Here is a 13,531-nt window from a genome sequence, read left to right as displayed (position 1 = left end):
CCGGAGCGGGTCGTGAGCGGGATCGCGCGGAGCGGGACGGAGTCCAGGCCGGCCGGACGACCGGTGCGGACCATGCGGTGTCACCGGGCCGTGCCCGCGTCGCAGTGGGCGAAGGGCGGGTCGGGAGCGGAGCAGTCGCCCTCGCTCATTACCCCGCCGCGTCGCAGTGGGCGAACGGCGGGTCCGGGGCGAAGCAGCCGTCCTCGCTCATCACCCCGCCGCGTCGCAGTGGGCGAACGGCGTGTCTGGGGCGGAGCAGCCGCCCCCGCTCACCGCCCCGCCGCGTCGCAGTGGACGAACGGCGGGTCCGGAGCGAAGCAGCCGCCCTCGCTCACCACCCCCGGTCCGCCCCGCCTCACCCCGCCGCTCGCCGAGTCAGCAGCGCGATGGCCGCAGCCGTCGCGGCCAGTGCCGCCACGCTGGTGAGGGCGACAGGGAGGGAGAACCAGTCGGCCATGAAGCCGATGGCGGGCGGGCCGAGCAGCATGCCGCCGTAGCCGAGGGTGGAGGCGATGGCGACCCCGTCCGGTCCGGCCAGCCGGCCCGCCCGCTCGACGGCGACGGGGAAGAGGTTGGCGAGACCGAGCCCGGTGATCATGAAGCCGAGGAGGGCCGCCCAGACGGAGGGGGCGAGCGCGCCGAGCAGCATGCCGAGCGCGGCGGTGGTGCCGCCGCCCACGAGCGTGCGGGTCTGGCCGAGACGTTCGAGCAGCCTGGTGCCGGTCAGCCGGCCGATGGTCATGGCGAGCGCGAAGCAGGAGTAGCCGACCGCCGCGACACCGGGCGTGGCGTCGAGGTCGTGCTCCAGGTGCAGGGCGCTCCAGTCGGCCAGGGCGCCCTCGCCGTAGGCCGTGCACAGGGCGATCAGACCGAAGGTGATGACGAGACCGCGGGTCCGGGTGTTCGGGCGGTGGGGTGCGGAGGGTTGCCGGGGTGTGTCCTCCGGGGCGCTCGGGGGCCGGATGCGCAGCAGGGTCCGGCCGGCGACGGCGGTGACGAGGAGGCCGATCACGGTGAGCCCGAGCAGGTGCCGGGTGGGGGAGAGGCCACCGGCGACGAGTCCGCCGAGACCGGCGCCGATCATGCCGCCGAGGCTGAAGGCGGCGTGGAAGCTGGGCATGATCGGTCGCCGCAGCGCGGCCACGAGATCGACCGCGGCGCTGTTGAACGCCACGTTGATGCTGCCGTAGGCCGCGCCGAAGAGCAGCAGGACGCTGCCGAGTGCCACCGCGGAGTGGGTCAGCGGCGGCAGCGCGACGCTGAGGGAGAGCAGCACGGCACAGACGACGGTGACCCGGTGGGTGCCGTAGCGGCGGCACAGGCGGCCGGTGAGCATCATGGTGATCACCGCGCCGGCCGAGACGCCGAGCAGGGCGAGGCCGAGGGCGCTGGCGGAGGCGCCGGTCTGCTCCTTGATCGCGGGGATGCGGACGACCCATCCGGCGAACACGAATCCGTCGAGGGCGAAGAAGACGGTGAGGGCGATGCGGAGCCGGGTGAGGTCGCTGCGACTGCCCCGCACGGCGCTGTGCGATCGGGCTTTGTTTATTTGCGGCACAAAATCAGGGTAGGTGTGCGCTCGGTTGGGGGCAAGGGTGTTCGGGTGAGCGGTGTCGGAGGGTGTGGGAGGTGGGGTGTGGAAGACCTCCCAGGCGAGGATGGAGGAGTCGCGGGCACGTCACCGTATGCGCACTGATCTGCATGCCAACTTCACTTCCCCGTCGGTGAGTCGGCGGTGACGGCGGGGATACTGGGACCAGGTTGACGACCGGTTCGGAGCGGTCCCTCGGGGGTGAGGGGAGTCTCTTGGTGGTTCTCGGTACGCGCGGCGCCACGGCCGGGACGGGTGCGGTCGAGATCACGCGGCTCGGCGGCCTCTGGCGGGTCACGCGACCCTGGCATCCCGGCTTACGGCCGTACTTGCGCAGCTACGTCGGCTACTGGGAGGCCGTGCCCACTCCGTACGAGGCGAGGCTGGTGCCGACCGGGCACGCGACCCTGCTGATCAGTCTCGCGGAACCGTTCTCGCAGGTCCGAAGGCTGGGCATGCGGGACGGCGGCAGCGGGACCATCGGATCGCTGGTGGTGGGAGTGGAGGACCGGCCCGCGATCTGCACGCACCCCGGCGGCCAGGAGGCGATCCGGGTCGAGTTCACACCCCTCGGCGGCTACCGGCTGTTCGGCATGCCGATGAGCGAGCTGACGAACCTGGCCGTCGAGATCCGGGACGTCCTGGGCCCGGGGGCCGGTGTGCTGGTGGAGCGGATGGCGGCCACCCGGGACTGGGCCGCCAGATTCGACCTGCTCGACGCGGCCCTCCTCGACCGGCTCGGCCTCGGCCCGGCCCCCACTCCGGAGGTCGCCCAGGCCTGGCAGCTGCTCTCCGGCAGTGCGGGAGCGATCCCGATCGCCCGGATCGCCGACGAAGTGGGCTGGAGCCAGGGGTACTTGATCCGGCGGTTCACCCAGCAGATCGGACTCACCCCCAAGGCGTCCGCCCGGGTGCTGCGCTTCCGCCGCGCCGTGGCTCTCCTCGGCCGCGGGACCGCGAGCCTGACCGAAATCTCCACGGCCTGCGGCTTCTACGACCAGGCCCACCTCAACCGCGAGTTCCGGGCCATCGCCGGCACCACGCCCGGGCGGATGGTGGCCGCGCGGCGGGTGGAGGGGGCGATGGCGCTCACCAGGAGTGCAAATTCTTCCAAGACGGCGTCGGCCGCCACCCGATAACGTCCCCGCTCGTACGGCCGATGGCCGGTCGGATGGCGCGGGGGATCGTCCGACCGGCCGGAGCATGCCTTGCGCGGCGCCCTGGCGGACAACACCCGCCGCCTACGACGAGATGATCCGTTCGTCGGCCCTGAGGACGCGGAGTGTCCAGAGTCCGTACAGGGCCAGCAGCGGTTTGACGACCGTCCACTCGCCGACGCGGTAGTCGTCCGCGCGCACGAGCTTCTCCGCCAGATCGGGCCGCTGCCGTCGCAGGTACGCGCGGGCCTTGAGCGCGTGAGCCGGCTGGGAGGCGATCTTGATGCGGTCCACGTCTTCGAGCAGGGGGATGACATTCGTGATGTTCTCCCAGGTCGTCGTGGACCGGTCCTCGAGGAGCACCGTGCCGTCGAACCCGAGGACCGACCGCGCGTAGTCGGCCATGAGCTGGGCTTCGGTGGCGCAGCCGTCGGCCCCTGGCGCCCCGCCGCTGAGAATCACGCGGCTCGCCCGTGCGTCGTCGGCGGCGAGGGAGCGCAGACCGGCGCGGACTCGCCACCGGTTGATCGCGTTCGCCGTCGCCCGGGGGTTCCGGTATCCCAGCACCACCACGGCGACAGAAGGGCCCTCCCGCTGTCCGAGGAGAGTCCGGGACCAGCGCCAGTTCAACCACTCGCCCCACGCGAGGGCGGCAACCACAGCCACCGCGGGCCCTGTTGCTCGTCGCATCCGGCGACTCTAAGGCACGTCGAGGTCGCGCATCCCCGGATCCATGGAGGACGCATCGATCTCGCGCACACCCATTGACCCCCGGCGATCAATACACCTAGCCTCCGTCCTCATATGTAGACAGCGTTTCCGTATGGGGATCGTGTTCAGTGGGGAGAACCGCGCATGCCGCTCGTCGTCGTCGGGATCAGCGTCCTCGTTCTGCTCTTCCTGATGACGAAGCTGAGACTGAACGGCTTTGCCGCCCTCCTCCTGGTCGCCGTCGGGGTCGCCCTGGTCCAGGGGATCGCTCTGGAGGAGATCCCGGACGTCCTCTCCGAGGGCATCGGCGACCAGATCGGCGACACGATGCTCACCATCGGACTCGGCGCCATGGTCGGCCGGGTGATGGGCGACTCCGGCGCGGCCCAGCGGATCGCCGGCAAGCTCCTCGACGTGTGCGGGCCGCGCTGGGTGCAGGTCGCCATGGTGCTGTCCGCGATGCTCATCGGCGTGACGATGTTCTACGAGGTCGCCTTCGTCATCATCGTCCCGGTCGCCTTCACCCTCGTCCGCGTCACCCGGGTCAGCCTGCTCTGGGTGGGGCTGCCCATGTCGATCGCGCTGTCCACCATGCACAGCTTCCTGCCGCCCCACCCCGGCCCCACCGCCGTCGCCGCCACCTTCCACGCCTCCGTTGGACTCACCCTGTTCTACGGCCTGTTCATCGCCGTGCCGGTCGGCGCCTTCATCGCCCTGCTGTGGCCGCGCCTGCCGTTCGTCCGCCGGATGAACCCCGAGACACCGAAGGGCCTGGTCGGCGAACGGGTCTTCGAGGAGGAGGAAATGCCGGGCATGGGCTGGTCGTTGGCGGTGGCCCTGCTGCCCGTCGTACTGATCGCCGGCGCCGCGGTGACCGACCTGGCCGCCTCCGGGGACAACGCCGGGCTGCACTTCGTCGCCTTCATCGGCTCCGCGCCGATCGCCCTGCTGCTCACCCTGCTCGTGGCCGTCTGGGTCTTCGGGCCACGGACGGGGCGCAGCCTCGCGGAGGTCAGTGCCTCCTGCAAGGAGGCCGCCCAGGCGATGGCGATGATCCTGCTGGTGATCGGCGCGGGCGGCGCCTTCAAGAACGTCCTCGTCGAGGGCGGGACATCCGACTACATCAAGGACGCCACCGACGGCTGGTCCGTCTCGCCGATCATCCTGGCCTGGCTGATCGCGGCCATCCTCCGCGTGGCCCTCGGCTCCGCCACCGTCGCCGTCGTCACCGCCTCCGGCGTGGCGCTGCCGCTGCTCGCGGGCGGCGGGGTGCACGCCGAGGTGATGGTCCTCGCCGTCTCCTGCGGCTCTATCGCCTTCTCGCACGTCAACGACCCGGGCTTCTGGATGTTCAAGGAGTACTTCAACCTCTCCGTCATCGACGCGATCAAGGCCCGCACCACGTACACGACCGTGCTCGCGATCCTGGGCCTCGGCGGTGTACTGGTCCTGGAGCAGGTCCTGGACGCCCTGAAGGTCTGACCCCCGCCCCCTGATCGGAAGGACACCGCCCCGCCATGAGCCAGCCCGTCGTCACCAGGTTCTCCGTCCACCCCGTCGCCGGCCGCGACTCCATGCTCCTGAACCTCTCCGGCGCCCACGCCCCGTACTTCACCCGCAACGTCCTCGTCCTGGAGGACTCCGAAGGGCGCACCGGTCTCGGCGAGGTGCCGGGCGGCGACGGCATCACACAGACCCTGCGCGACGCCGCCCCCCTGGTCCTCGGTGCCCGCCTGGGCGACCACAAGCGCGTCCTGCGGGCCGTCCACGACACCTTCGCGGACCGCGACTCCGGCGGCCGCGGCGCCCAGACCTTCGATCTCCGTACGACCGTGCACGCCGTCACCGCCGTCGAGTCGGCCCTTCTCGACCTGCTCGGACAGCACCTCGACGTCCCGGTCGCCGCCCTGCTCGGCGACGGCCTCCAGCGCGATGCCGTACGGGTCCTCGGCTACCTCTTCTACGTCGGCGACCCGGACCGCACCGACCTCGGCTACCTCCGTGAACCCGACGCCGAGGTCGACTGGTACCGCATCCGGCGCGAGGAGGCCCTCACCCCCGAGGCGATCGTGCGCCAGGCCGAGGCGACCTACGCCCACTACGGCTTCCGCGACTTCAAGCTCAAGGGCGGGGTCCTGCCCGGCAGCGAGGAGGTGAAGGCCGTACAGGCCCTCAAGGAGCGGTTCCCCGAAGCCCGGATCACCCTGGATCCGAACGGGGCCTGGTCCCTGCGCGAGGCCGTCGAGCTGTGCCGTCCGCTGGTCGGCACGCTCGCCTACGCCGAGGATCCCTGCGGGGCGGAAGGCGGTTACTCGGGGCGCGAGATCCTCGCCGAGTTCCGCCGGGCCACCGGACTGCCCACCGCGACCAACATGATCGCCACGGACTGGCGGCAGCTGACCCACGCGCTGGCCCTCCAGTCGGTGTCCATCCCGCTCGCCGACCCGCACTTCTGGACCATGCAGGGGTCGGTCCGGGTCGCCCAGCTGTGCCACGCCATGGGGCTGACCTGGGGCTGCCACTCCAACAACCACTTCGACATCTCGCTCGCGATGATGACGCACTGCGGAGCCGCCGCCCCGGGCGAGTACAACGCCCTCGACACCCACTGGATCTGGCAGGAGGGGCAGGAGCGGCTCACCGTGGAGCCGCCGCGGATCACGGGCGGCGAGGTGGCCGTCCCGGACGCGCCCGGCCTCGGGATCCGCCTCGACCGCGACCGCCTGCGGGCGGCACAGGACCTGCACGAGGAGGTGGCCACGGCGGGCCGCGACGACGCCGCCGGAATGCAGTACCTGATCGACAACTGGACCTTCGACGCGAAGCGCCCGTGCCTGGTGCGCTGACGTGCAAACGGGCATCCCGTCGACCTTCCGCTCGCCACCCAGCCTCTCCGGTCGCGCGCCGGAGCACACGTTCGGTGAACGGGGCGTCGCACACCGCCCAGGTGGCGCGCGCTGACTGTGCGAGTCGCCCCCGAGGTGGGACTCTGGGACGGAAGAGGTATCCGCCGAGGGCACTCGGGAGGGCCCGATGGGACGTGACGTGCCGGCCCTGGTGTTCACGCGGGAGGACCGCCGACGGTACCGGGACAAGATGCACACCTGCCTCGACGTCCTCGCGCAGATGCTGCGCGAGTCGGGCTTCGAGAGCGAGCGGCCGCAGGTCGGGCTGGAGATCGAGCTCAACCTGGTGGGCGACGACGGCCTCCCCGTCATGCGGAACACCGAGGTGCTCCAGGCGATCGCCGACCCCGCCTGGTCCACCGAGCTGGGCCGCTTCAACCTGGAGATCAACATCCCGCCGCGCCGGCTGCTGTCCGGCGGCCCCGGCTCCTGGGAGCAGGAGATCCGGGACGCGCTCAACCACGCCGAGGAACGCGCCTCGGCGGTCGGCGCACACCTGATCATGGTGGGCATCCTGCCGACACTGGGCGAGTCGGACGTGGACGAGACCGCCCTGTCCGGCGACCCGCGCTACCGGCTGCTCAACGAGCAGATCTTCGCGGCCCGCGGCGAGGACCTGCACATCAAGGTGGACGGCGTGGAACGCCTCGCGATGTACGCCGACGCCATCACCCCCGAGGCCGCCTGCACCAGCACCCAGTTCCATCTCCAGGTCGCCCCCAAGGAGTTCCCGGACTACTGGAACGCCGCCCAGGCCGTCGCGGGCGTGCAGATCGCCCTCGCGGCCAACTCACCCTTCCTGTTCGGCAGGGAGCTGTGGCGCGAGACCCGCATCCCCCTCTTCGAGCAGGCCACCGACACCCGCCCCCAGGAGATCAAGGCCCAGGGCGTACGGCCCCGGGTGTGGTTCGGGGAGCGCTGGATCACCAGCGTCTTCGACCTGTTCGAGGAGAACGTCCGCTACTTCCCGGCCCTCCTGCCGATCTGCGACGAGGAGGACCCGCAGCAGGCCCTCGACGGCGGCGGGGTGCCGGAACTGGGTGAACTCACCCTGCACAACGGCACGATCTACCGCTGGAACCGCCCGATCTACGCCGTCACCGACAGCGGCCCGCACCTGCGCATCGAGAACCGGGTCCTGCCCGCCGGACCCACGGTCGCCGACACCATCGCCAACGGCGCCTTCTACTACGGCCTGACCCGCGCCCTCGTCGACGAGGACCGGCCGGTGTGGACGCGGATGTCCTTCTCGGTCGCCGAGGAGAACCTGCACACCGCGTCCCGTGACGGCATCGACGCCCGGCTGTACTGGCCCGGAGTGGGTGAAGTGCCGGTCACGGAACTGGTGTTGCGGCGCCTGCTGCCCCTCGCCCACCGGGGTCTCGAACTGGCCGGCATGGACGCCGAGTGGCGCGAGCCCCTGCTCGGCGTCATCGAGCAGCGCTGTGTCACCGGCCGCAACGGCGCGCTGTGGCAGGCGGAGATGGTCCACCACCTGGAGAAGGCGGGCTGCGACCGCCAGGAGGCGCTCCGCCGGATGACGATGACCTACATGGACTACATGCACCTCAACGTGCCCGCGCACACCTGGCAGGTGGACTGATCACCGCCACTTCTCCGCGGGCGTCAGCGGCACGGGGACCGGCCGCTCCACCGACGTCGACAGCTCGATCCGGCGCCCCTCGGCCGACGAGCGCAGCAGCGCCGTCATCGTCTCCAGTACGTGCAGGGCGAGTTCACCGCTCGCCCGCGCCGGGCGCCCACCGTCGTCGGCGGCGGCGACGAAGTCGAGCAGTCCGACGCCCCGAGCGCCACCGACGTACCCGGCCGAGGGCGGGAGCGTGCGCCGGTCGGTCGCGCCGAGCTCCAGGAGCCGTACCTCGCCGTCGAAGTGGTTGGGATCGGGGACCGTGAGGGTGCCGCTCTCGCCGTGCACCTCGATCGGCGCTGCCGTGGTGGCCACCCCGTCGAAGCTCGTCGTGAGCGTCGTCAGGGCCCCGCCCTCGTGCTCCAGGACGCCGGAGACATGGCTGTCCACGTCGACCGGGATCCGCTCGCCCGCGCGGGGACCCGAGCCGATGACCCGCTCGGAGCGCAGCCGGCTCGACGCCCCGATCACGGCCCGCACCGGGCCCAGCAGATGCACCAGCGAGGACAGGTAGTACGGCCCCATGTCCAGCAGCGGGCCGCCGCCGGGGGCGTAGTAGAAGTCGGGCTGGGGATGCCAGCGTTCGTGGCCCGGGGTGACCATGACGGCCGAGGCGAACAGCGGGCGGCCGATGTCACCCGCCTCCACCGCCGCCCGTGCCGTCTGGACGCCGGTGCCCAGGACCGTGTCCGGCGCGCATCCCACCCGCACGGACGCCTTTGCGGCGGCCTCCAGGACGGCGTGGGCGTCGGCGAGTTCGGCGGCCAGCGGCTTCTCGCCGTAGACGTTCTTGCCGCGGGCGACGGCTCCGAGCGCGATCTCCGCGTGGGCCGCGGGCACGGTGAGGTTCAACACCGTTTCCACGTCGGGGCTGTTGAGCAGTTCCTCGACGGACAGCGCCCGTACGCCGGGCAGTTCGGCGGCCACCGCGGCCGACCGGGAGGTGTCGAGGTCGGCGACCGCGGTGACCCGCACCGCGTCGCGGCCGACGAGTGTGTCCAGGTAGGCGCGGGAGATGACGCCGAGACCTATGACGCCGATGCGGTGCGCGTCGCCCACAGCATGCCCCTCTCGATGACGGTTCGGACGTTCGGGTTCTCCAGCACGTCGAGGCTGTGTCCCGGGGTCGTCACCACGACCCGTCCGGCGCCCCACCGCCGGGTCCAGACCGCCGGTGAGGTGACCGGGCGGTGCCAGGGCTGCCAGGACCGCGCGGGATGGGTGGTGGTGGCCAGCACGTCGATCAGGTCGTCGTGCAGGACCCAGTACTGCTCGGTGCGCAGCTCGAAGTCCTCGATCCCCGCGGTGACGGGGTGGTCACGGCCGAGTTCGGTGACGGCGATCGTGTGCGGGAGGAAGTTGTCGGTCTCGTCCCCCCGGCGCTCGCACGGCTCCTTGCCGGGGTGGGTCGCGAACTGCCCTCCCACGAGGTGGAGATAGTCGGAGGAGGCCCGGAAGGAGTCGGCGATCCCGCCGTGCCAGCCGGTGAAGCCGGTCCCCGCCACCACCGCCGCGCTCAGCCCCGACAGCTGCTCGGGCTTGATCTCCGACATCGTCACGCACTGCACGACGAGATCGGTCTCGGTCATCGCGTCGGCGTCGGCGTACACGTCGGTCGACTCCTCGACCCGGACGTCATAGGCGTGGTCACGGAGGAAGGGCAGGAAGAGCTCCGTGGCGCGGACCGGCTGGTGCCCCTCCCAACCACCTCGTACCACCAGGGCTTTCTTCCGCGTCATCGGCTTCCTTCACGTGCGGGGAAAAGGGTCACCCCACTATCGCCCGCCGTCTCCGCCCGACAAAGGGGTGCCGGGTACGCGAAAATTTCGCGGCGGAAATTGGTATGGACCTGACAGGCGGGTGGGGCTAGGCTCTGCCGCGCCACACCACTGAGAGCGCTCTCAGAGAACTCTGCCGTCCTGTAGGTACGACGAAGGGCAATCTCCATGAGACGCACCCGCATCATCCGCGCGGGCCTGGCCGTGCTGCTCCTGCTCGGCGCCGGCGCGACCGCCGCCACCACCCCCGCCACCGCCGAGGAGAAGGCGCCCGCCTCGGCCGGTCTCCTCACCGCGATGCAGCGGGACTTCGGCCTCACGCGCCAGGAGGCCGAGACCAGGCTCGCCGCCGAGAAGAAGGCCACCGCCCTGGAACCCGAGGTGCGCAAGGCCGCCGGCGCCTCGTACGGCGGCTCCTGGTTCGACGCCGCCAAGGGCACACTGACCGTCGCCGTCACCCCCGACACCCCGGCCGGCACCCTCCGGGAGATCCGCGCCACCGGCGCCACCGTCCGCACGGTCGCCCACAGCGCCCGCGCACTCGCCGCCACCCAGACCAGGATCGACAAACTCCCCGCGCCGGACGCGGTCAGCAGTTGGCACGTCGATGCGAAGGCAAGCACGGTCGTGGTGAACGTCGTTCGAGGCCGACAGGGTGACAACGATGTCCGCGCCTTCCTCGCCCATGCCCGCGCGGCGGGCCCCGTCACCGTCCGCGAGGTGGCCTCCGCTCCCACCACCCTCGCCGCCGGAACCGTCGGCGGCGACCCCTACTACACCGGCAACGTCCGCTGTTCCATCGGCTTCTCGGTCTACGGCGGCTTCGTCACGGCCGGTCACTGCGACCAGCACACCGGCAGCGTCTACGGCTGGGACCGCAGCTACGTCGGCAACTTCCAGGGCTCGTCCTTCCCGGACAACGACTACGCCTGGGTCAACGTGGGCAGCGGCTGGTGGACCGTCCCGGTGGTGCTGGGCTGGGGCACCGTCTCCGACCAGCTCGTGCGCGGCTCGAACGTGGCGCCCGTCGGCTCCTCGATCTGCCGCTCGGGCTCGACCACCCACTGGCACTGCGGCACGGTGCTCGCGATGAACGAGACCGTCAACTACAGCCAGGGCGCGGTGTACCAGATGACCAAGACCAATGTCTGCGCCGAGGGCGGGGACTCGGGCGGCTCCTTCATCAGCGGCGACCAGGCCCAGGGCGTCACCTCCGGCGGCTGGGGCAACTGCTCCAGTGGCGGCGAGACCTGGTTCCAGCCCGTCAACGAGATCCTCAACCGCTATGGGCTGACCCTGCACACCTACTGATCCGACCGGCGGGGTGTGGGTCCGGCCCGTGTGGGGGACCCACATCCCGCCGCCGGTGCGGGGCCACACCCTGCCGCCGCTGCGGGGCCCGCGCCCTGACATGTGTGCGGGGCCCACACCTCGGCTCAGGTGACGTCGGCCACCGAGAAGATTCCCGGGCCGCTGACCCCGTACAGCACATCGCCCACCAGCAGCGGTGGCACCGAGCTCGGGGACAGCTCCTCGAAGGAGCGGCCCGTCGTGTCGAAGGACGGGGAGGTGCGGCCGATCTCCTTACCCGTCCGCGGGTCCAGCGCCAGGATGCTGGTGTCCGGCATCGTCACGTACAACCGGCCGTCGTGGTAGGACGGTTCGCTGAAGACGCGCAGGTCCCGCGAGCTGGACCACAGGGGCTTGCCGCGCTTGACGTCCAGGGCGAGCAGCGTCTCGTTGCCGTAGTCGAAGATGTAGAGCGTGTCGCCCTGCACCAGCGGCGGCGCCTCCGGCTCGACGCTCCAGGGGAAGTCGATCCGGCGGCTCTGTCCGCTGTCGAGGTCCTGGACGAAGAAGTCGGCGGAGACGCCCGAGTCCCCTTCCCAGCGGGCGTAGTAGGCCGTGCTGTCATGGATCGTGGCCAGCCAGAGGTCGCCCTTCGGGGCCGCCACGCCGCCCAGCGTCCGGCCGGTGCGCGCGTCGACGCGGGCGATGCCCCCGGAGCCGCCGCGCAGGTCCGCGTAGAGCGTGCCTTCGGGGCCCTCGTAGAAGGGGCTCGACGAGGTGGTGCTCAGCTCGCGCCGCCACAACTCCTTGCCGGTGCGCGGCTCGTACGCCGCATAGCGCGCTGTCGTGGAGGAGGTGGCGGCGGTGGCGTCGAGCGTGTCGAGGCGTACGAGCAGGGACCCGCCCATGTAGTGGAAGTCGCCCAGGGGGCCCTTGAGTTGCCACAGGAGCTCGCCCGTTCTCGCGTCGTACGCGTCGACGCCCTGCGAGCGGTCCGCGCTGTAGACGAACACCGCGCCGTCCCTGACCACGGGCTGCCGCAGCGAGAAGCTGCTGACCTGCTTGCGGCTCATGGGCTTCGTCCAGTCGACGGTGCCCGAGGCCGGGTCCAGCCGCATCAGCGCGACCTGCTCGGAGGCGCAGAAGACGCCGAGCGCGTCAGGAGTGCACGAAGGGCCGAGGCCCATCGGCTGGTCCTTGCCGTCCGACCCCAGCGCATTGTGCCAGGGCCGCCAGCCCGCCGGGGCCGTCCCGGCCGACGGCTTGCCCGGGGCGGCCGGCACGGCCTGGCCGACCGTGCTCGCCGGGTCGTCGGTCACCACGGCGACCGCGGCCGCCCCGGCCCCGCCGAGGAGGGCCACGGCGGCCACGGCGGCCCACAGTCTCCGCCGGCGAGGCCCGCGTCCCCCACGCAATCCGCCACGTTCCGGCGGGACCGCCTCGGTGCCGCCGAGCGGCGAGGTCACCGCCTCCGTCGGGGGGATCTCCGGGGCCCGCGACGGCTCCCCGGCCGGCGCCTCGTCGGACAGCTCCGCGGGCAACGCGGCGAGTGCCTGAAGGACCTCGCTCGACGTGGGCCGGTCCGCGGGCTCCTTCGCGAGACAGCGGGCGACCAACGGGCGCAGCCCACTGGGCAGTTCACCCAGCCGGGGCTCGCCGTGCACGGTGTTGTACGCGGCCAGGTAGGCGTTCTCCGCCTCGAAGGGGCTGTGCCCGGTGGCCGCGTACACGAGGACCGCGCCCAGCGAGAAGACGTCCACGGCGGGGCCGACCTCGTGCGGTCGGCTGAACTGCTCAGGAGCCATGAAGGGCGGCGAACCCATCACCATGCCGGTCTGGGTACGGACATCGCTGTCGGCCGCGCGTGAGATGCCGAAGTCGATGACCCGGACCGCCCCGTCGTCGCCCTCGCCCTCCAGCAGCAGCACATTGCTCGGCTTGAGATCCCGGTGCACGACCTCCGCGCGGTGGATCTCCCGCAGCGCCTCGGCGAGTTCGGTGCCCAGCCGGAGCAGCGCGGGCCGGTCCAGCGGTCCCGTCCCGTCGACGCGTTCGGCGAGGGTGCGGCCCGGGACGAAGGCGGTGGCCATCCACGGCCGTGCCGCCTCCGGGTCGGCGTCCACGACCGGTGCCGTGAACGCGCCGCTGACCCGGCGGGCGGCGGCGATCTCCTGCCGGAACCTGGCCCGGAACTCCGGGTTGTCCGCGTAGCGGGTGTGAACGACCTTGACCGCGACGGCCCGTCCCGACGCCGATCTGCCGAGATAGACGACACCCATGCCGCCGGTCCCGATCCGCGATTCGATCCGGTAGCCGCCGACGGACTCCGGATCGTGCTCGCGCAGGGTCACCGTGTCTCCTTCACCGCTGCCGGCCCGGACGGCTGCGGTCCGGACCCTTCTGAACCCTTCTGACAGGGACCCTTCACTCTAGAGGGGCGCTGATCCGCG

10 protein-coding genes are annotated in these 13,531 nt (G+C 71.7%); 5 read left to right on the top strand and 5 right to left on the bottom strand.

Annotation, left to right across the window (positions count from 1 at the left end):
- Positions 1–355: 355 nt before the first annotated feature.
- A complete protein-coding gene (locus ACFULQ_RS22500; protein ID WP_383546611.1) occupies positions 356–1,522 on the bottom strand; it encodes an MFS transporter in 1,167 nt (388 codons plus the stop codon).
- A gap of 287 nt (positions 1,523–1,809) precedes the next feature.
- Here ACFULQ_RS22500 and ACFULQ_RS22495 point away from each other — a divergent pair, with 287 nt between their 5' ends.
- Positions 1,810–2,730, top strand: a complete 921-nt coding sequence (locus tag ACFULQ_RS22495; RefSeq protein WP_383546572.1) for a helix-turn-helix domain-containing protein — start codon at positions 1,810–1,812, stop codon at positions 2,728–2,730.
- Positions 2,731–2,832: 102 nt separating this feature from the next.
- Here ACFULQ_RS22495 and ACFULQ_RS22490 read toward each other — a convergent pair whose 3' ends face one another.
- A complete protein-coding gene (locus tag ACFULQ_RS22490; RefSeq protein ID WP_383546571.1) occupies positions 2,833–3,438 on the bottom strand; it encodes a YdcF family protein in 606 nt (201 codons plus the stop codon).
- A 165-nt stretch (positions 3,439–3,603) separates the two neighbouring features.
- On the opposite strand from ACFULQ_RS22490, the gene ACFULQ_RS22485 reads away from it, so the two are divergent.
- The 3 genes from ACFULQ_RS22485 (at position 3,604) to ACFULQ_RS22475 (ending at position 7,968) form a co-directional block, all read left to right on the top strand.
- Positions 3,604–4,941, top strand: a complete 1,338-nt coding sequence (locus ACFULQ_RS22485; protein WP_383546569.1) for a gluconate:H+ symporter — start codon at positions 3,604–3,606, stop codon at positions 4,939–4,941.
- A gap of 35 nt (positions 4,942–4,976) precedes the next feature.
- Entirely contained in the window at positions 4,977–6,305 is a 1,329-nt protein-coding gene (locus tag ACFULQ_RS22480) for an enolase C-terminal domain-like protein (RefSeq protein WP_383546567.1), read from the top strand.
- Positions 6,306–6,492: 187 nt separating this feature from the next.
- Complete coding sequence (locus ACFULQ_RS22475; RefSeq protein ID WP_383546566.1) at positions 6,493–7,968, top strand: glutamate--cysteine ligase; 1,476 nt, start codon at positions 6,493–6,495, stop codon at positions 7,966–7,968.
- On the opposite strand, the gene ACFULQ_RS22470 is transcribed toward ACFULQ_RS22475, so the two are convergent.
- Positions 7,969–9,072 carry a Gfo/Idh/MocA family protein gene (locus ACFULQ_RS22470; RefSeq protein ID WP_383546565.1) on the bottom strand — a complete coding sequence of 368 codons (1,104 nt, stop codon included), beginning with the start codon at positions 9,070–9,072 and terminating at the stop codon, positions 7,969–7,971.
- Positions 9,042–9,752, bottom strand: a complete 711-nt coding sequence (locus ACFULQ_RS22465; protein WP_383546563.1) for a ThuA domain-containing protein — start codon at positions 9,750–9,752, stop codon at positions 9,042–9,044. Before ACFULQ_RS22465 ends, ACFULQ_RS22470 begins: the two co-directional genes overlap by 31 nt.
- Before the next feature lie 207 nt (positions 9,753–9,959).
- Between ACFULQ_RS22465 and ACFULQ_RS22460 the strand changes: the two genes are divergently transcribed.
- Positions 9,960–11,102 carry a S1 family peptidase gene (locus tag ACFULQ_RS22460; RefSeq protein WP_383546561.1) on the top strand — a complete coding sequence of 381 codons (1,143 nt, stop codon included), beginning with the start codon at positions 9,960–9,962 and terminating at the stop codon, positions 11,100–11,102.
- A 125-nt stretch (positions 11,103–11,227) separates the two neighbouring features.
- On the opposite strand, the gene ACFULQ_RS22455 is transcribed toward ACFULQ_RS22460, so the two are convergent.
- Positions 11,228–13,432, bottom strand: a complete 2,205-nt coding sequence (locus ACFULQ_RS22455; protein ID WP_383546559.1) for a PQQ-binding-like beta-propeller repeat protein — start codon at positions 13,430–13,432, stop codon at positions 11,228–11,230.
- Positions 13,433–13,531: the final 99 nt, after the last annotated feature.

Source organism: Streptomyces sp. NPDC057253 (genome assembly GCF_042669125.1).
Lineage (GTDB): Bacteria > Actinomycetota > Actinomycetes > Streptomycetales > Streptomycetaceae > Streptomyces.
This window is presented reverse-complemented; position numbering and strand designations above follow the sequence as displayed.